Raw genomic sequence first — 17795 nt, 5'->3', positions numbered from 1 at the left:
TGCGAGCATTCCAGGAAAACGGGCCTCAGTCCTCAATTCGACTCATCAGGGTGCGAGTTGGACGTAGTAGGGCCGCAGGACCGAGTCGAGCCACTCGCGGCCCTCGGCGGTGTCGAAGTCGACGGTGTCCTCCTCCTCGACCTGGAGCGCGCCGACCGGGCTGCGGTCCCCGAAGAGCACGACCGTGCGTTCCGCCGGCTCCCGCTTGGACGGCCACACCAGGCCCTGCGCCCAGGGCGCCGTGTGACGGCGGATCCAGTGCGCCCAGTCGCGGGTGTACGGGTACTCCTGGGCCTCGGCGTGCACCAGCCAGGTGTCCTGGTGGACGGCGGCCAGGTCACGGGCGCCGACCAGGGGCAGTACGGTCAGGTCGGCGCCGAGTCTCAGCACGCTCAGCCGGCGCCCCTCGACCGCGCGGCGCGGCAGCACCCGGGGCCGGCCCGAGGGGTCGAAGGGCAGCGAGCGCAGCAGGGTCTCGCAGACCGCCGCCGCGGGGCCGAGGCCGGCGTAGAGATAGCCGTAGGCATCGCAGGAGGTGGCGTCGAAGCGCCCGCCCCCGTACAGACAGTGCGCGGGCTTCGGGTTGAAGTCGCCGGCGGCCCGGCGGGAGGCGTGGATGCGGTGGAGCCGGGTGCCGCGGGCCAGTGTCACCTTGCCGGGGGTGCCGGTCAGCGCCTCGGGTGGACGGTAGTTGGGCACGGCTAGTCACTCTCCATCAGGAACCGTGCGGTGTCCGCGAGCCGGCGGTCGTGGCCGGTGCCCAGCAGGTCGACGGGGCTGGTGCCGAGCCAGGCGTTGGCGGACAGCCACCAGTCGGCGGCGCCCCAGGGGTCGCGGTCGGCGGCGAGCAGCGCGTTGACCTCCAGGACGACGAGCCAGGGCAGGGTGTCCTCGGAGAACTGGAAGCGCGGCAGTCTGAGCCGGCCGCCCACGCCGGGCAGCCGGATCAGCCCGGGCGCCAGCGGGGCACCGCCGCGCCGTGCCACCTCGTCGGCGTCCAGGGCGGGTTCGGCGAGCAGCCGGTCGCGCACCGGGCCGAGGACCGGCCCCACCATGCGGTGCCCGTCGATCAGCAGCACGGCGAGGTCCTCGGCGACGAAACCGTCCACGGCCGGCTGTCCGCCCGTCGCGGGGGCGGTGGCGACGAGCCGGGCGCCCGCGTCGCCGCCGAACTCGTCGGGCAGCTCCCCGCTCAGCAGGGCCGCGGCGTCGGCGGCAGCGGCGGCGCGGGGGCGCGGGTCGCGGTCCGGGGCGCGTACGACTCCGAGCAGCGCGGCCAGCCGTTCGCGGGCCGCCGGTCCCAGGCGCCCGGCGACACGGTCCCAGCGGGCCGCCGCCGCGGCGAGGACCACATGGGGGTCCGGCTCCGGAGGCGGATGTCCCATTCAGTCCTCCCTGCTCGACAGGAGCCGTTCCAGCAGATCGGCACGGGCGTGCCGGCGTACGACGAAGTGGATGTCCCAGTCCGCCCCGCGCGCGAGTTCGGCCTCCACGGCCGCCCACAGCGCGCCGAAGCTCTCCAGCGGGGTGAGGCCGCCGCGGCCGCCGCCCAGCAGGGGCAGACAGACCGAGCGCAGCGGCGGGTCGTGCCGGGCGGCCTCCTCGGCCAGCAGCGCGAAGACCCGGGCGACGCCTCGGGTGATGTCGGCGGGCCGGACGTCGTAGTCGTTGGTCTCGGGGCGGGGTATGGCCACCGCGACGTGGTAGATCCGCCGGATGCCCTGACCGCCGAGCGCACCGGCCGAGGTGACGGCGACGGTGCCGGGCTGTGCCGCCCGGCCGGGAACCCCGTGCCGGGCGGTCCAGCCCCGTAACTCGTCGTCGATCCTGTCTTCGACGAGTCCCCCGACGGGGTCTCGGTGCGCCCCCGCGCGGCGCAGCGTGGCGGAGACGGACGACTTGTAGGCCGCGGGGAGCGCGAAGTAGACGTTCGACGGCGAGACGACGACGTCGATGTCGCGCAGCAGGTCGACGGAGTGGACATGCAGCATGACCGGGACGGTGCGGTGGTGCACCCGGACGGACAGGGCCCGGTGGGCGTCGGGCATCCGGTCGGACGCCGGCGCCGGCGGGGCCGCGGTGACCGTACCGGACTGCCCGACGAGCTGGACGACCTGTTCGGCGACCTGCCCGAGGACCATCAACTCGTGGTGCTTGCGGAAGCGTTCGACGCTCACCCCGTACACCTGGGCGGCCCGCCTGCGCCGGTCGGCGGGCGGCCAGTCGCGGGTGCCCTGGGCGAGGCCGAGGCTGTACTCGGCGGCGGTCTGCAGGGTGCCGCCGCCCATGCGGGAGACGGCGAGCCGTAATACCTTCTCCACCGGCCCCCCTGGTGACTCGCCGTCTCCCGGCGGAAGTTCACGGGCGGCCGCGGCGAGGGCCGGCAGGTCGAGCGCACGCAGTCTGACGACTCCGGCACGCCGCACCTTCCGCACCTCCCCGAGGACCGCTCCGTGATCGGGCACGTGAGGAGACGGCGGCATGACGATCAGCATCGCACCGGCCCGACGGGCCCCACAAGCCCGTTCCGCACTCCCATTCCAGCGCACCCCCCGGTCGCGAACAGGTCGCGCCCGGGGCGTTTTCGGGGCGAGGGGTGCGGGAGTCGAGGGGGCGTCAGGCCCGTCGGCGGGTCAGCCGAGTACGGCCAGCGCGTCGATCTCGATGAGGAGCCCGGCGGGGAGGCCGACATAGACCGTCGTACGGGCGGCCGGGGGCGCGGTGAGGCCCTGCTCCTCGAAGTAGGTGTTGTAGATGCCGTTCATCTCGGCGAAGTGGTCGACGTCGGTCAGATAGACGCGGATCATCATCACGTCGTCCCAGCTCGCGCCACCCTCCTCCAGGATCGCCTTGACGTTGGCGAGGGTCTGCAGGGTCTGCTCGCGCAGGGTGGGGCCGGCGGGTGTGGGAGGCCTGCCCTCCTCGGCCGGCAGAAAGCCCACCTGGCCGGCGACCTGAAGGATGTTGCCCTTCTTCACGCCGTGGGAGAACTTCGCGGGCGGGGTGGTGTGGGTCTTGGGGGTGAGGGCGGTCTTCTCGGTCATGGGGTGACTTCCTTGACGGGGGTTCTGCCGGAGTACTCACCGCTGACGGTGTCCGCGGTACGGCGCACCAGCGGGAGCAGGGTGAGGAGTTCGTCGGCGGTGACGACGACGTTGGGCGCGGACACCGACATCGCGGCGACGACCCGGCCGTCCGCGCCCCGGATGGAGGCGCCGACGCAGTTGATGGACTCCTCGTGGCCGCCGAGGTCGGCGGCCCAGCCCTGTTCCCGTACCTTCTCCAACTCCCGCAGGAACGCGGGGGCGTTGGGGGTGGAACGGGAGGTGTACAGGGGGTATTCGAGCTTCTCGGCCAGCGCCCGCCGCTCGCCCTCGGGCAGATCGGCGAGGAGCAGCTTGGCGACGGCCGCGACGGTGATGGCGACCGGCTTCCCGATCCGCGAGTACATCCGCACCGGGTAGCGGCTCTCCACCTTGTCGATGTAGAGCACCTCGTCCTCCTCGTACACCGCGAGGTGGACGGTGTGTCCGCACTGCTCGTTGAGGCGTACGAGGTGGGGGTGGGCGATCTCGCGGATGTCGAGGTTCTCCATGGCCTCCTGGGCGAGGGCGATCAGCCGGGCGCCGAGGCGGTAGCGCTGGTCGGACTGGCGGTAGACCATGCCGTGTTCGTGCAGGGTGCGCAGGAGGCGGAGGGCCGTGGACTTGTGCACGCCGAGGCGGTCGGCGACCTGGCCGAGGTCGGCGGGGCCCTCGGCGAGCAGCGGCAGGATGCTCAGCGCTCGGTCGACGGTCTGGCTCATGGGGTGCGTACCTCCTCCGGGGCCTGCTCGACTCGTGTCCAGCCGGGGCCGAGTCGAAGTGTCCCCCACGCGTCGTCGTCCAGAGCGACGAGGCGGTCGGCGTGGCCCCTGGCCGGGGGTACGGCGAGGTCACCGGGGACGGTGAGGGCGGCGGAGGCCATCAGATGCCCGTACCGGAGCCGGGCGGGGACGGGGAGGCCGCGCAGGGTGGCGGAGAGGAAGCCGGCGGCGAAGGCGTCACCGGCGCCGACGGCGGCGACGACGTCGACCCGGGGGGCCGGGACGAAGGTGACGTCCCCCTTGTGGAACACGGTGGCGCCCCTGCCTCCCTGTTTGACGACGAGCGTCCCCGGGCCGGGAAGGGCGGCACGGACGGCGTCGACGCCGTCCAGGCCCCAGGCCTCCTCGGCCTCGTCCTCCCCCACGAACACGAGGTCGGCGCCCCGGGCCAGCTCCAGCAGCACCCGAGGTCCGCTCCGGTCCTGCCACAGCCCGGGGCGGTGGTTGACGTCGAAGGAGACCAGGGGGCGGTCGGCCGCCGGCGCGGTGAGTTCGCGCATCAGCTCCAGACAGCTCCCGGACAGAGCGGCCGTGATGCCCGACAGATGCAGCACCCGCCCGGACCGCACCGCGTCGAGGTCGAGGCCGCTCGCGGTCATCGCGGAGGCCGCCGACCCCGCGCGGTAGTACGCCACCTCGTGCGCGTCCGTGGCCCGGTCCCCGGCCGTGCGGAAGTAGACGCCGGTCGGGCGCGCCGGATCCCTCTCGACGGCCGAGACATCGACCCCGTACCCGCCGATGGCCGTCAGCAGGTGGTCGCCGAAGCCGTCCGCGCCGACCCGGCTCACCCAGCGCGCGGAATGCCCGGCCGCCGCCAGGACACACGCCACATTGGACTCCGCGCCGCCGATCCCCCGCTCGAACGACGGCACTTCGGCGAGGCGTCCCGGCCGGGAGGGCAGAAAGGCGACCATGGACTCACCGAGCGCCACGACGTCCACGGCGTCCACGGCGCGGGCATTGCGGGGTCCGTCGGCGGTCACGATCGTCGTAGCTCCCAGGTGTGTGCGGGGTGCCGGCTCCGTTGACCCCGCGTTGGGCGAGATGTTAGACAGCAGTGAGCGACATACGCAATGGACGTTGCAGTAAGCGCAACGCTCCTGATCAGGGAGGTTCCATGAGCACCGAGGCGTTTGCCCGACTCGCCGAGGAACGGGTCGACCACCGCTTCAAGGGCCTCCCCCCGGACGCCGACGGCCTCACCGTCGGCGAGCTGGCCGCCCAGCGCCGCAACCTCTTCACCGACGGCTTCACGACCCCCGTGCTCGCCCTCTCCGCCGAGCGCCTGGAACACAACCTCGCGCTCATGGAGACGTACGCGGTCCGCCACGGTCTCGCCTTCGCCCCGCACGGCAAGACCACGATGGCACCCCAGCTCTTCCAGCGGCAGATCGACCGCGGGGCCTGGGGCATCACCCTCGCCGTCCCCCACCAGGTGCGGGTGGCACGGCGGTTCGGCGTCCAGCGGGTCTTCCTCGCCAACGAGCTCGTCGACGCGGCGGCCCTGCGCTGGATCTCCGCCCAGCTCGACACCGACCCCGGCTTCCGCCTCATCTGCTACGTCGACTCCGTGCGCGGCGTCGCGCTCATGGACGCGGCTCTGCGGGGCGCCGCCCGGCCGCTGGACGTCGTCGTGGAACTCGCCGCCGGTCAAGGCGCCCGCACCGGGGTCCGTACGGAGGACGAGTGCGCGGCGGTCGCCGACGCGGTGGCCGCCGCGGGGACGCTGCGGCTGGTCGGGGTCGCCGGGTACGAGGGTGAGGTGCCGGACGCCGAGCCGGAGCGGGTGCGGGCGTGGCTGCGGCGGCTGGTCGCGCTCGCCGTCGACTTCGACAAGGCGAGCCGGTTCGCGGGGCTGGACGAGATCGTCGTCAGCGCGGGCGGCAGCGCCTGGTTCGACGCGGTGGCCGACGTGTTCGCCGAGATCCCCGAACTGTCCGCGCCCGTCCTGAAGTTGCTGCGCTCCGGCGCCTATGTCTCGCACGACGACGGCCACTACCGGAAGGTGACCCCCTTCAACCGGGTCCCGGAGGAGGGGGCGCTGGAGCCGGCGTTCCGGCTGTGGGCCCAGGTCGTCTCCCGCCCCGCCCCCGACCAGGCCTTCGCCAACGCCGGCAAGCGGGACGCCGCCTACGACCTCGACCTGCCGTTCGCCCAGGTGGTGCGGCGGGACGGCACCGAGCGCCCGGCGACCGGCGTCTCGGTCACCTCCCTCTCCGACCAGCACGCGTGGCTGAGCACGGGTCCCGGGGCGGACCTGGAGGTCGGGGACTGGGTGGGCCTGGGTCTCTCCCATCCGTGCACGTCCTTCGACAAGTGGCAGCTGATCCCGCTGGCGGAGGCGGACGGCACGGTCGTCGACTACATCCGCACGTTCTTCTAGGAGGTACGGCCGTGGAGGAGCTGGTCATCCGGGACGCGGACGTCGTCGACGGCAGCGGTGAGCCGTCGTATCGCGCGGATGTCGTCGTCGACGGCGGCCGGATCGTCTCGATCGTCAAGGAGGCGGCCGACGCCGGGTGCCAACGGCCCAAGGCCCGGCGGGAGCTGGACGCCGAGGGGCTCGTCCTCTCCCCCGGCTTCATCGACATGCACGCGCACAGCGATCTGGCGGTGCTGCGCGACCCCGACCACAGCGCGAAGGCCGCGCAGGGGGTCACCCTCGAAGTCCTGGGCCAGGACGGGCTGTCGTACGCGCCCGTCGACGACCGGACCCTCGCCGAGGTCCGCCGCGCGATCACCGGCTGGAACGGCCACGGCGACGACATCGACTTCGACTGGCGCTCCGTGGGCGAGTACCTGGACCGCCTCGACCGGGGGATCGCCGTCAACGCCGCCTATCTCATCCCCCAGGGAACGGTCCGTGCGCTCGCCGTCGGCTGGGAGGACCGCGAGGCGACTCCCCGGGAGCTGGACCGGATGCGGCGGTTGGTCGCGGAGGGCATGGAGCAGGGCGCGGTCGGCATGTCGTCCGGGCTGACGTACACGCCGGGCATGTACGCGAAGGACGCCGAGCTGACCGAGCTGTGCCGGGTGGTGGCGGAGTACGGCGGCTACTACTGCCCGCATCACCGCTCCTACGGGGCGGGGGCGTTGGAGGCGTACGAGGAGATGGTCGCCCTCGCCCGGGAGGCCGGCTGCTCGCTCCATCTGGCCCACGCCACCATGAACTTCGGCGTGAACAGGGGCCGCGCCCCCGAGCTGCTGACCCTGCTCGACGAGGCGCTGGCCGCCGGGGCGGACATCAGCCTGGACACCTACCCCTACACCCCCGGCTGTACGACTCTCGTGGCGCTGCTGCCCAGTTGGGCGAGCGAGGGCGGCCCGGAGGCGATCCTGGAGCGGCTCGCGGACGACGCCACCGCCGAACGCGTCCGCCACCACCTGGAGGTCATCGGCGCGGACGGCTGCCACGGGGTGCCGGTCGACTGGGACACCGTCGAGATCTCGGGGGTGGCGGAGCCGGGCCTCGCGGACTTCGTGGGCCGTACGGTCGCGGAGTCGGCGGACGCGCGCGGCGAGACCCCGTGGACCACCGCGCGCCGGCTGATGCTGGCGGACCGGCTGGGCTCGACGATCCTGCAGCACGTCGGCCACGAGGAGAACGTGCGGACGATCATGCGCCATCCCGTGCACACCGGTGGCTCGGACGGCATCCTCCAGGGCACGAAGCCCCACCCGCGCGCGTACGGCACCTTCCCGCGGTATCTCGGGCGGTACGTGAGGGAGTTGGGGGTGCTGTCGCTGGAGGAGTGCGTGGCACATCTGACCTCGCGCCCCGCTGCCCGGCTGCGCCTCGCGGACCGGGGCCTGGTGAAGGAGGGGTACCGGGCCGACCTGGTCCTCTTCGATCCGCAGACGGTGGCCCCGGGAGCGACGTACGAGAGCCCGCGCACCCTGCCCACGGGCATTCCGTACGTCTTCGTCGACGGGCGGTTCGTCATCGAGGACGGCCGGCGGACGGACGTACTGGCGGGGCGGGCGGTCCGTCGCAGTCCCGTGCGACGGAACGGGGCCCGGCCGTGAGCTACGGCGTCACGGCTTGGGCAGGACGCAGCCGCTGGCGTTGAGGTTCAGCTGGTTGCCGGTGGTGAAGCAGGCCGGGATCTGGTACGTCTCCTCGGCGTAGTTGATGCCCTGACGGACGGTCACGTTGCCGTTGGCGTCGACCTCGCAGGGGTTGTTCTCGGTGCAGCGCTCGCCGTCCTCGTTGCCGGTGTTGTTGACGGCGACGACCTTGCCGGTGGCGTTGTCGACCACGGGCGAGCCCGAGGTGCCGCCGATGGTCTGGCAGGCGGAGGTGTAACGGACCGAGTCCTTCCAGGTCCAGTCGCCCTCCTTGAGCCGGTAGACGAAGCCGTCGATGTTGCAGGCGTACGTCCTCTTCCAGTAGCCGGAGACGACCGTGATGGCGGTGCCGGCGGTCGGGTGGGTGTCCTGGACGGTGAGCGGGCTGATGTTGTACGTGCTCTTGATCGAGGCGTATGTGGTGGTGAGCTGGTAGATCGTCACGTCCGTGTCGGTCATCGTCGAGTAGACGACCTTGCTGGCGCGCAGCGTGCCGACCTTGGTGGCCGAGGAGTTGAGCAGGCCGAAGGTGCGACTGGACGACTGGTTGGTGATGACCTCGCCGGGCTCCGGGAAACCGGTCTCCAGGCAGTGGCCGTTGGTCATGACCAGGGCCGGGTCGCTGTCGGCGGAGTTCGGGAAGCGGATGACGGAGCCGGAACAGTTGCTGAGCGAGACGGTGCCGGCGAAGTTGACCGCCTGGAGGGCCGGCGCGGCGGGCGCCGCGACGGCGGGTGCCGCACCGGCCCCGGCGAGTACCAGGGCGGTGAGCACGGCACCGAGAGGCTTCTTCATGTGGGGGTCCCCTCTTGGTCGATTTTGTCATGTGCATTGTGAGGGGAGGGGGGTGTCTGAGCAAGGAGTGGTTTCAGGACCGGGGTTGGCGGATTTGCGCACAGGCGGCGTCGATGTAGCGGACCAGGGCCGTGCCGTCGTCCGTGATCCAGGCCCCGAGTTCACGGCAGCGCTGTTCACGGGCGGGGGTGAGCCGACCGACGAAGAACACGACCGGCCCGGCGTGGATGCCCTTCTCCCGCCAGGCCGCGACATCTCGGAGACCGGCGTCCTGGCCCGTGGTGCGCGAGGCGTCGGAGATCAGCAGATCGATGCCCTGGGTCACGAGGATGCGCTCCGCGGCCCGGCCCGTCTCGGCCGTCAGCACCTCGGCACCACGCGCGCGCAGAAAGCGGACGTAGTCCACGTTCTGCTCCGGATAGTCGTCGACCCACAGGACGGTGAGGCCCCGGTAGCGCTCGTCCTCCTCGCCGTCCAGGCCCGGCGGCAGCGGCTCCTCGGTCCGGAAGAAGACCGGCGCCCACCCGCCCTGCTGCAGCCGCCGCACCAGCTCGTCGACCCGCGGCAGCCGCATCCACTCCTCGACCAGGTGGACGAAGTTCTGGTCGCGCGCCAGCTCCGGGAACGAGGTGGGCATGTCCTCCTCGACCCGGACCAGCGCCGCCGCCCGGCTCTCCTCGTCCCGGACGGCCGGCACCGCCAGCCCCCGGGCGATCAGGATCTCCCCCGCCGTCCCCCACGCCTCGTCCTCCCCCGGGACGCGATGGCTGATCGCCCGCCGCACGGTCCGGTAGTCCAGGAACTCCCGGGCCGCGTGGGCGTGAGCGGGGTCGCCGGAGACCAGGAGCCGGTAGAAGTCGGCATAGAGGTGCTGCAGCAGAAGCGTCCTGACCACCGCCTCCGGCGTGAAGCCCGCCCACACCGGGTTCAGCGCGCGCTCCAGCCCGAACCCGTTGATCAGCCGCTTGATCCGGCGCGGGTTCCGGGAGCAGCGGTCGGCGATCAGCTTCACCAGGTCGTCGTCCAGCAGCTCGTTCAACCCGGACCGCTGCGCACAGTGCCGTACATAGCCCCCGAGATCGTGATCGCCCGCGACCGGCAGCCGATAACTCGTCTGGAAGACCTTCTCCATGAACGCCGATCCGGCCGGCCCCAGATCCCTCAGCAGACCGGAGGGACCGAGCGCCGAGCGGTCGCAGCCGATGACGAAGGCCAGCCCCGGCACGTCGAGGTACACCTTCACCGCCTCGCACACCGCCAGCACCGTCTCCTCCGCGCAGCGGTCGAGATCGTCGACGAAGACCACCAGCAGCCGGCGCGGCTCGTGCGTCGCGGACTCCGCCCACTCGGTGGCCAGCTTCAGCAGCGCGTCCCGCATCGCGTTGCGGGCCTTGGCGTCGACCGACAGGTCCCGCCAGAAACGGTCCACCAGGGCCGCCACCCCGAAGGGCGCGGCGACCACGGTCAGCGTCGCGCGCAACGCCGTGAGCAGGGTCTGCTGTGTGGACAGCCGTCGCAGCGCCCGCCGCAGCACCCTTCGGTCGAACCGCATCAGGACCGACTTGATCAGCCCCTCCAGCGCGTCCGCGCCGGTAGACGTCCAGGCGTTGTACCAGACGGTCTCCACCTCGTCGTAGCGCCCATTGAGCTCCGCCTCGACCAGCCGCATCAGGCTGCTCTTGCCCATGCCCCACCCGGCGTCGACGGCGAGCGTGAAGGGGGTCGCCGTACGGGAGTCGTGCACCAGCTTGGCCAGTTCGCGCGCGGCCCGCCCGGTGCCGAGCAGATCGGCGTCCGGCCCGGTCACGGGCTCGTCGTTGAGCAACGAGAACTCCACGCACTCCCCCTTCGGCAGCATCAACCTACCCATGGGGAGGACGAGTTGGGGGGCGAGGAGGTTTCCGGGCGGTCGGCGCTCAGCCGGGCCGCTTGGTGCCGCCCTTTCCGTGACCCGGGTTGTTGCCCGAGTTGCCGGGGGCCGAGGTGGTGGGGGAAACGGCCGGAGAGGGGCTGGTGGCGGAGGCCGAGGAGCCGGCCGAGGGTCGCCGGGTCGCCGCCGCGGACGCCGGACCGGTGGCCGTCGTGGCCGACGACGCCTCGGGCGACACCGCGTCGCCCGAGGAGGTCCCGGCACCGCCGGCCGTCTCGCCGGGCGACGCGGTGTCCGTCGGCTCCGCGGACTTCCCGGCCGTCGTCCCCGTACGCCCGTCCTTGTCCCCCGCGCCGCCCGACGGCCCCGAGGAGCCGCCGGAGTACAGCAGGCCGACGACCGCGGCCGCCACCGACACCGTCACCACGGCCCCGCCGGCCACCAGACCCCGCCGTGAACGCCTGCGGTTCGCCTTCCGCCGCGAACGCCGGCCTTCGACAGCAGGGCCCTCGACAGCGCGGCCTTCCACAGCGGGGCCACCGTCCGCGACCACCGGCAGCTTCGTCGTCTCGTCGTATGCGTTCTGCCAGCCGTGCGCGGTCGCCGGGTCGGCGTACTGCCCGTACTCGGGAGTGGACTGCGGGTGCGGGAGGTACACGTTCGGCGGCTCCTGCGGGCTGCCGTGCGCATGGTCGGCCGGACTGGACATGGGCGCGCATTCTAGGGACGGGTGGGACCCCTGGGACAGTTACCGGCGATAACAGCCCAAACCCGAGCGCCCCACGTGGTGGAAAACACGGCCCACACGGCGTTACCGGGCCGTAAGCTCCCTGACATGCAGGTGATCCAGTCGACCAAGCTCGCCAACGTCTGTTACGAGATCCGGGGCCCGGTGCTCGAGGAGGCGATGCGGCTGGAGGCGGCCGGGCATCGGATCCTCAAGCTGAACACCGGAAACCCGGCGGCGTTCGGCTTCGAGTGCCCGCCCGAGATCCTGGAGGACATCCTCCGCAACGTCTCGTCGGCGCACGGCTACGGCGACGCCAAGGGCCTGCTGGCCGCCCGGCGCGCGGTCGTCATGCACAACCAGACCCTCGGCATCGAGACGGACGTCGAGCACGTCTTCATCGGCAACGGCGTCTCCGAGCTGATCGTGATGGCGATGCAGGGGCTGCTGGACGACGGGGACGAGGTCCTCGTACCGGCCCCCGACTATCCGCTGTGGACCGCCGCGGTCTCCCTGTCCGGCGGCACCGCCGTGCACTACCGCTGCGACGAGCAGTCCGACTGGATGCCGGACCTGGCGGACGTGGAGCGGAAGGTCACCGACCGCACCAAGGCCCTCGTCATCATCAACCCCAACAACCCGACCGGGGCCGTCTACGACGAGGCGATGATCAAGGGACTCACCGACATCGCCCGCCGCCACAACCTGCTCGTCTGCTCCGACGAGATCTACGACAAGATCCTCTACGACGGTGCCACCCACACGCCCACCGCCGCGGTCGCCCCGGATCTGCTCACCCTCACCTTCAACGGCATGTCCAAGGCGTACCGGGTGGCCGGCTACCGCGTCGGCTGGATGTCGATCTCGGGCCCGCGCGCGCACGCCGACTCCTACATCGAGGGTCTGACGATCCTCGCCAACATGCGGCTGTGCGCGAACATGCCCGGACAGCACGGCGTGGTGGCCGCGCTGAGCGGCCGGCAGACCATCAACGACCTGGTGCTGCCGGGCGGGCGACTGAAGGAGCAGCGGGACGTCGCGCACGAGCTGCTCACCCAGATCCCCGGTGTGACCTGTGTGAAGCCCAAGGGCGCGCTGTATCTCTTCCCGCGTCTCGACCCCAAGGCGTTCAAGATCAAGGACGATCGGCGGATGGTCCTCGACCTGCTGCGCAGCGAGAAGATCATGGTGGTGCAGGGCACCGGGTTCAACTGGACCGAGCCCGACCACTTCCGGGTCGTGACCCTGCCGACGGTCGGGGATCTGCGGGACGCGATCACCCGTATCGGGAACTTCCTGGACGGCTACAGCCAGCCGTAGAGCCGATCTTTTTGGTTCACTCAACTTTAGACGGAATCTAAGCTAGGATGGTTTCCTGACAGCACGGGAGGCCAGCCATGTACGAACCGATCCGCACCAAGTCGGTCCACAGCACGATGGCCGGCACGACCTCCGACTTCCCCCACCGCTCGCGCGAGGAGGAGCTGGACATCCAGCTCGCGGGCCATCTCGCGGCGCTCCTCGCGGTGACGGACGAGCTGCGGGCGCTGGAGCCCGCCGAGGACCTGGACACCGCCGCCGGACGCCTCGCCGAGCAGGTGGCCCGGCTGCGCGGCGGGGTGACGCCGGTCCGTATGCAGGGGGCGGCGGCCGAAGCCGGTCCCGCCGCCCTGCATGAGCGGGCGCACGCCCTCGCCGGACGCGCCCTGGTCGTGGCCGCGTCCCGCGCCGACACCGCGGTGGCGATCCTCGCCGCGGAACGCATGGACGCGCACAGGCAGGCCCTGGAGCCCCGCGAGCTCGCGTCCACCTGAGCCTGAGGGCTCCCCCTGACGGCCCCGGTCCGCGTGCACCCGCAGCGACGCGCGGACCGGGCGCCACGCACCGCGCCGGCTTGAGCGGCGGCGCCTATTCGCCGTAGGGCTCCTGTGCGACGGCGGCTGCGGGTTCGTTGGGGCTTGTCGCGCCCACGCGGCGGAGCCGCACATCGATACAGCCCCGCGCCCCTTTGGGGGCGTTGCAGGGCCGGGGCTGGTCTGTCACCGTCCGTTCATCCGTTTCGCCGGGGAATGTTGGGTTCCGCGAGCACTCTCCAGCGCGTGAGACGTATCGCAGGGATCGTCCTGGCGGTTCTGTTGGTGGGCGGCGTGGTGGCAGCCGTCCTCGCGGGGCGCCAAGGGGACGAGGGCACGGCAACGAAGACCGTGCGGATGGTGATCGGGTCGGAGAAGGCCGAGTACTTCTCCGATCCCGAGGTGGTGAAGGCCCTGGCCGCCAAGGGCTTCACCGTGAAGGCCGAGACCTCCGGGTCCTGGGCCATGGAGGGTCTCGACCTCAAGGGGTACGACCTCGCGTTCCCCTCCAGCCAGGCGCCCGCCGTCGAACTGGCCGAACGGTACAAGGTGCACGGGACCCTCCCGCGCCCCTTCTACTCGCCGCTCGTCGTCGTGGCCCACCGCGACGCCGCCCAGGTGCTCGCGGCGAACGGCCTGGCGAGCCTCGCCACCGAGCACCGCGGCACCCTCAAGATGGCCGCGTATCTCGACGCCGCCCGGCACGACCGGACGTGGCAGCAGCTCAAGGGGGCCGGCAAGTACGGCGAGCTGAGCGGGACCGTCTTCATCTCCAGTACCGACCCGGAGTCCTCCAACTCGGGGGCGCTGTACCTCGCCGCCGCCTCCTACGTGGCGGACGGCGGACGGGTGGTCGCGAGCAGGGCGGATCTGGACCGGACCGAGCCGTTGCTGAAGAAGCTCGTCAGTGTGCAGGGTGCCCAGCAGTCCAGTTCGGACGCGGTGTTCCGGGACTTCGTGAGCGGGGCCGGCAATCCGCTGGTGCTGGTGTACGAGTCACAGGTCGCCTCGCTGCTCGCGGACGGGCAGAAGCCCGGCGACCTGGTGGTGCTCTACCCGGACACCACGGTCAACAGCGACCACACCGTCGTACCGCTGACCGAGGACGGCAGGGCGCTCGCCCAGCTCCTGTCCACCGATCCGGAGCTGCGCAGGCTCGCCGTGCGGCACGGATTCCGGCCGCAGGGCGAAGCGTCCGAGTTCACCTCGGACACCACCTATCTCGAACCGCAACTGACCGGTGTCCGGCAGGCGCCCGTGCCCACCTCCGCGGTGCTGCACGAGATGGCGCGCCGGGCGCGCGGATGAACGGGGGAACCACCGATGACCGAAGAGACTTTCACCCTGACCCCGCCCGAGGCCGTCGCGCCGGTGCCGAGGGAGAAGGCGGGCGGGCTGGTGCCCGTCGATGACGGCGTGCGGAGCGAGATGGCCTCGAAGGCCGCCTCCTACGTCGAGGGGCTCGCCGCGCTCGACGCCCGGTCGCCCGAGTTCGCGGGGAAGGTCGGGGAGATCACCGCGCTCGGCGCCGGTGACATGCGCTCCGCCGCCGCACAGTCCAACCGGATGCTGGAGCGTACGGTCAGGAGCCTGCCGGGCAAGGGCGGGGACGCCCAGTCGCAGGTCGCCGGCTCGCTCGTCGAACTCCGGCGCGTGGTCGAGGACCTGGATCCGCGCGACCTGCCCGCGAACAAGGGGCGGAAGTTCCTCTCCCGGCTGCCCGGCGGCAACAAGCTGCGTGACCATGTCGCCAAGTACGCCTCGGCGCAGGGCACTCTGAACAGGATCGTGGGGTCGCTGCGCGGCGGGCAGGACGAACTGCGGCGCGACAACGCCGCGTTGCAGACCGAGCGGGTGCGGCTGTGGGAGACCATGGGCAAGCTCCAGGAGTACGTCGTCCTCACCGAGGCCCTCGACGCGGCCGTCGAGCAGCACATCGCCGGGGTCCCGGACCTCCAGGCCGCCGACTCGCTCCGTGCCGACGTGCTCTTCCCGGTCCGGCAGAAGCAGCAGGACCTGCTCACCCAGCTCGCGGTGTGCGCACAGGGCTACCTGGCGATGGACGTCGTACGACGCAACAACGACGAGCTGATCAAGGGGGTCGACCGGGCCGCCACGACCACCGTGTCCGCTCTGCGGATCTCGGTGATGCTGGCCTCCGCGCTCGACAACCAGAAGAAGGTCGTCGACCAGGTCAACGCCTTGCGCGGCACGACCGAGGAGCTGATCCGGGGCAACGCCGAGATGCTCGCGACGCAGAGCGGGGAGATCCAGCGGATCGCCGCGGACCCGGCCGTGGGGGCGGAGACCCTGCGCTCCGCGTTCCAGCAGATCTACCGCACCCTCGACGCGATCGACACCTACAAGGTCCAGGCGACCGAGGCGATGGCGACGACCGTGGAAAACCTGACGGCCGAACTCCAGCAGGCCGGCGCGTACCTGGACCGCAGCCGCTCGCGCGGCGCGCTGGAGGGGGGTCTCGCGTGAGACGTGTCCTCGCGGCGGTCGCCGTCTCCACGGCGGTCCTGCTGACCGCGTGCTCGGCCGGGAAGAAGGCGGACGATCCCGCCGCCCCCGAGCCCGGCACCCTCCGTGTCCTCGCCTCCAGCGAACTCGCCGACATGGCACCGGTGCTGGACCGGCTGCGGAAGTCCACCGGCATCAGGGTCCGCCCCACCTACATGGGCACCCTCGACGCGGTGAACCTGCTCGCCTCCGGCAAGGCGGACGGCCGCTACGACGCCCTGTGGCTCTCCTCCGACGACTATCTGCGGCTGCGCCCCGAGGCAGCGAGGAAGGTCGTCTCGGAGACGCCGATCATGTCGAGCCCGGTCGCGATCGGGGTCAGGACGAGCACGGTGCGCGCGCTCGGCTGGAAGGCCGACGACGTCACCTGGTCCCAGGTCGAACAGGCCGTCCAGGACGGCGGGCTGACATACGGCATGACCGACCCGGCCCGCTCCAACTCGGGCTTCTCCACGCTGGTGTCGGTCGCCTCCGCCCTCTCCGGCGCCCAGTCGGCCCTCACGGACGCGGACGTCACCAAGGCGACTCCCCGGCTGAAGGAGTTCTTCAAGGGGCAGAAGCTGACGTCGGGTTCGTCGGGCTGGCTGGCAACGGCCTACCAGCGGCGCGGCAATGTCGACGCGCTCCTCAACTACGAGTCCGTCCTCATGAGCATCCCGGGCCTGACCGTGATCCGCCCCAGGGACGGCGTGGTGACGGCCGACTACCCGCTCTCCTCCCTCGCGTCCACGGACACCGCGACCCGTCAGGACGTGCGCCGGCTCACCGAGGCCCTGCGCACGGCCGGGGTCCAGCGGGAGATCACCACGACCACACACCGCCGTCCGGTCGTCCCGTCGGTGTCCCCCTGGCCGGGTCTGGACACCACCCGGCGCCGCGAACTCCCGTTCCCCGGCAGCCGTTCGGTCGCCGACGGCCTGCTCCACTCGTACGAGAACGAGCTGCGCCGCCCCTCCCGCACGGTCTACGTCCTGGACACCTCGGGCTCCATGGAGGGCGACCGGCTGTCCCGGCTGAAGAAGGCCCTCGGCGAGCTGACCGGTGACTTCCGGGACCGCGAGGAGGTGACGCTGATGCCGTTCGGGTCGCGGGTGAAGGACGTACGGACGCATGTGGTGGACCCGGCCGACCCGAAGGCCGGCCTGGACGCGATCCGCGCCGACACCCGGGACCTCTCCGCCGACGGCGGCACCGCGATCTACACCTCGCTGGAGAAGGCGTACGGGCATCTTGGCGCCGACCGCGACACGTTCACGTCGATTGTGCTGATGACGGACGGCGAGAACACGGCCGGTGCCGGGGCAGGGGACTTCGACGCCTTCTACCGGGGGCTCGGCGCCGGACCGCGGAACATCCCCGTCTTCCCGATCCTGTTCGGCGACTCCGACCACAAGGAGCTGTCGCACATCGCCGAACTGACCGGCGGCCGTCTCTTCGACGCCCGGAAGGGTTCACTGGACGGCGCCTTCGAGGAGATCCGTGGGTATCAGTAGATATCTGGAGTCGCGCAAGAACATCGCGGGCAGCGCCTGCGGGCTGGTCGGGCTGGTGCTGACCTTCACGGGGGTGGCGGGACCGTACTGGCCGGTGGTCGTGGCCGGTCTGTACGGCGCGGGCGCGCTGATCGCCCCGCCGGAGCGGCCGCCCCTGCCCGAGTTCCCGGACCCGTCGGCCCAACTGGGGGAACTGCGGGGCGACTTCGAGAAGCTGAGCGGCTATCTGGCGGATGCCGATCTGCCGCCCGAGGCGCGGGACCTTCTCGCACGGCTCGACGAACTGCTGTCGGCGCTGCTCGACCCGGGCTGGGCGGCCGAGCTGCTGGCCCAGGACCCGGAGGGGCTGCATGTGCTCGCGCGTGCGGTGCGCCAGGACGTCCCCGAGGCCGTCGACACCTTCGTACGGACCCGCTGGTGGACCCGGCTGACGCCTGGACAGGAACCGCCGGAACTCCATCTGGAGCGGCAACTCACCCTTGTACAGGATGAGTTGAAGCTGCTGGCGACGGCCCTGCGGGAGACGGAGGCACGGCGGCAGGAGTCGCACACCCGGTATCTGGAGGACCGGGGGCGGGATCGTTAGGTCCGCGGTCCG

17 protein-coding genes are annotated in these 17795 nt (G+C 71.8%); 8 read left to right on the top strand and 9 right to left on the bottom strand.

Features of this window, described 5'->3' with window-relative positions; all coding sequences use genetic code 11:
- Positions 1 to 45 precede the first annotated feature (45 nt).
- From ABZT17_RS12445 to ABZT17_RS12420, 6 genes are all read right to left on the bottom strand, one after another.
- Positions 46 to 699 (bottom strand): RES family NAD+ phosphorylase, encoded by a 654-nt coding sequence (locus ABZT17_RS12445; protein WP_356347240.1) that lies wholly within the window; start codon positions 697 to 699, stop codon positions 46 to 48.
- A gap of 2 nt (positions 700 to 701) precedes the next feature.
- Positions 702 to 1385, bottom strand: coding sequence for a hypothetical protein (locus tag ABZT17_RS12440; RefSeq protein WP_356347238.1), 684 nt, complete (start codon positions 1383 to 1385; stop codon positions 702 to 704).
- The gene (locus ABZT17_RS12435; RefSeq protein WP_356347236.1) at positions 1386 to 2483 is read right to left on the bottom strand and encodes a hypothetical protein; all 1098 of its coding nucleotides are present in this window, start codon (positions 2481 to 2483) and stop codon (positions 1386 to 1388) included.
- 150 nt (positions 2484 to 2633) lie between these two features.
- Positions 2634 to 3044: a RidA family protein gene (locus ABZT17_RS12430; RefSeq protein ID WP_242765981.1), complete on the bottom strand. Its 411-nt coding sequence runs from the start codon at positions 3042 to 3044 to the stop codon at positions 2634 to 2636.
- Positions 3041 to 3805 carry an IclR family transcriptional regulator gene (locus tag ABZT17_RS12425; protein ID WP_356347233.1) on the bottom strand — a complete coding sequence of 255 codons (765 nt, stop codon included), beginning with the start codon at positions 3803 to 3805 and terminating at the stop codon, positions 3041 to 3043. The genes ABZT17_RS12430 and ABZT17_RS12425 overlap by 4 nt, the downstream gene beginning before the upstream one ends.
- Entirely contained in the window at positions 3802 to 4848 is a 1047-nt protein-coding gene (locus ABZT17_RS12420; RefSeq protein WP_356347231.1) for a sugar kinase, read from the bottom strand. The genes ABZT17_RS12425 and ABZT17_RS12420 overlap by 4 nt, the downstream gene beginning before the upstream one ends.
- Positions 4849 to 4982: 134 nt before the next feature.
- Between ABZT17_RS12420 and ABZT17_RS12415 the strand changes: the two genes are divergently transcribed.
- Together ABZT17_RS12415 and ABZT17_RS12410 are read left to right on the top strand one after the other, a co-directional pair.
- Entirely contained in the window at positions 4983 to 6248 is a 1266-nt protein-coding gene (locus ABZT17_RS12415; RefSeq protein WP_356347229.1) for an amino acid deaminase, read from the top strand.
- Positions 6249 to 6259: 11 nt separating this feature from the next.
- The gene (locus tag ABZT17_RS12410) at positions 6260 to 7891 is read left to right on the top strand and encodes a D-aminoacylase (RefSeq protein WP_356347227.1); all 1632 of its coding nucleotides are present in this window, start codon (positions 6260 to 6262) and stop codon (positions 7889 to 7891) included.
- Between the two features lie 9 nt (positions 7892 to 7900).
- On the opposite strand, the gene ABZT17_RS12405 is transcribed toward ABZT17_RS12410, so the two are convergent.
- The 3 genes from ABZT17_RS12405 to ABZT17_RS12395 all read right to left on the bottom strand — a co-directional run bounded on the left by ABZT17_RS12405 (position 7901) and on the right by ABZT17_RS12395 (position 11307).
- Positions 7901 to 8728, bottom strand: a complete 828-nt coding sequence (locus ABZT17_RS12405) for a serine protease (RefSeq protein WP_356347225.1) — start codon at positions 8726 to 8728, stop codon at positions 7901 to 7903.
- A gap of 73 nt (positions 8729 to 8801) precedes the next feature.
- Positions 8802 to 10565, bottom strand: a complete 1764-nt coding sequence (locus ABZT17_RS12400) for a P-loop NTPase fold protein (protein WP_356347223.1) — start codon at positions 10563 to 10565, stop codon at positions 8802 to 8804.
- Positions 10566 to 10644: 79 nt separating this feature from the next.
- Positions 10645 to 11307, bottom strand: coding sequence for a hypothetical protein (locus tag ABZT17_RS12395; protein WP_356347221.1), 663 nt, complete (start codon positions 11305 to 11307; stop codon positions 10645 to 10647).
- A 126-nt stretch (positions 11308 to 11433) separates the two neighbouring features.
- Here ABZT17_RS12395 and ABZT17_RS12390 point away from each other — a divergent pair, with 126 nt between their 5' ends.
- The 6 genes from ABZT17_RS12390 (at position 11434) to ABZT17_RS12365 (ending at position 17783) form a co-directional block, all read left to right on the top strand.
- Positions 11434 to 12645, top strand: a complete 1212-nt coding sequence (locus tag ABZT17_RS12390; RefSeq protein ID WP_356347218.1) for a pyridoxal phosphate-dependent aminotransferase — start codon at positions 11434 to 11436, stop codon at positions 12643 to 12645.
- A 77-nt stretch (positions 12646 to 12722) separates the two neighbouring features.
- Positions 12723 to 13139, top strand: coding sequence for a hypothetical protein (locus tag ABZT17_RS12385; protein ID WP_356347216.1), 417 nt, complete (start codon positions 12723 to 12725; stop codon positions 13137 to 13139).
- A gap of 255 nt (positions 13140 to 13394) precedes the next feature.
- Complete coding sequence (locus ABZT17_RS12380) at positions 13395 to 14486, top strand: hypothetical protein (protein ID WP_356347214.1); 1092 nt, start codon at positions 13395 to 13397, stop codon at positions 14484 to 14486.
- A 15-nt stretch (positions 14487 to 14501) separates the two neighbouring features.
- Positions 14502 to 15665 carry a toxic anion resistance protein gene (locus ABZT17_RS12375; protein ID WP_356347212.1) on the top strand — a complete coding sequence of 388 codons (1164 nt, stop codon included), beginning with the start codon at positions 14502 to 14504 and terminating at the stop codon, positions 15663 to 15665.
- Entirely contained in the window at positions 15662 to 17197 is a 1536-nt protein-coding gene (locus ABZT17_RS12370; RefSeq protein WP_356347210.1) for a VWA domain-containing protein, read from the top strand. The genes ABZT17_RS12375 and ABZT17_RS12370 overlap by 4 nt, the downstream gene beginning before the upstream one ends.
- Positions 17184 to 17783 carry a hypothetical protein gene (locus ABZT17_RS12365; protein WP_356347208.1) on the top strand — a complete coding sequence of 200 codons (600 nt, stop codon included), beginning with the start codon at positions 17184 to 17186 and terminating at the stop codon, positions 17781 to 17783. The genes ABZT17_RS12370 and ABZT17_RS12365 overlap by 14 nt, the downstream gene beginning before the upstream one ends.
- Positions 17784 to 17795 lie beyond the last annotated feature (12 nt).

This window comes from Streptomyces sp. NPDC005648, from assembly GCF_040605395.1.
Taxonomy (GTDB): Bacteria; Actinomycetota; Actinomycetes; order Streptomycetales; family Streptomycetaceae; genus Streptomyces.
The sequence above is the reverse complement of the archived record's forward strand: the minus strand, read 5'-3'. Positions and strand labels throughout refer to the sequence as shown.

Excerpts from the sequence above, each read along its gene's own strand:
- ABZT17_RS12440 (WP_356347238.1), bottom strand. The coding sequence starts at position 1,385 with ATGGGACATCCGCCTCCGGAGCCGGACCCCCATGTGGTCCTCGCCGCG.
- ABZT17_RS12435 (WP_356347236.1), bottom strand. The coding sequence starts at position 2,483 with ATGCCGCCGTCTCCTCACGTGCCCGATCACGGAGCGGTCCTCGGGGAG.
- ABZT17_RS12430 (WP_242765981.1), bottom strand. The coding sequence starts at position 3,044 with ATGACCGAGAAGACCGCCCTCACCCCCAAGACCCACACCACCCCGCCC.
- ABZT17_RS12425 (WP_356347233.1), bottom strand. The coding sequence starts at position 3,805 with ATGAGCCAGACCGTCGACCGAGCGCTGAGCATCCTGCCGCTGCTCGCC.
- ABZT17_RS12415 (WP_356347229.1), top strand. The coding sequence starts at position 4,983 with ATGAGCACCGAGGCGTTTGCCCGACTCGCCGAGGAACGGGTCGACCAC.
- ABZT17_RS12405 (WP_356347225.1), bottom strand. The coding sequence starts at position 8,728 with ATGAAGAAGCCTCTCGGTGCCGTGCTCACCGCCCTGGTACTCGCCGGG.
- ABZT17_RS12395 (WP_356347221.1), bottom strand. The coding sequence starts at position 11,307 with ATGTCCAGTCCGGCCGACCATGCGCACGGCAGCCCGCAGGAGCCGCCG.
- ABZT17_RS12390 (WP_356347218.1), top strand. The coding sequence starts at position 11,434 with ATGCAGGTGATCCAGTCGACCAAGCTCGCCAACGTCTGTTACGAGATC.
- ABZT17_RS12385 (WP_356347216.1), top strand. The coding sequence starts at position 12,723 with ATGTACGAACCGATCCGCACCAAGTCGGTCCACAGCACGATGGCCGGC.
- ABZT17_RS12380 (WP_356347214.1), top strand. The coding sequence starts at position 13,395 with ATGTTGGGTTCCGCGAGCACTCTCCAGCGCGTGAGACGTATCGCAGGG.
- ABZT17_RS12375 (WP_356347212.1), top strand. The coding sequence starts at position 14,502 with ATGACCGAAGAGACTTTCACCCTGACCCCGCCCGAGGCCGTCGCGCCG.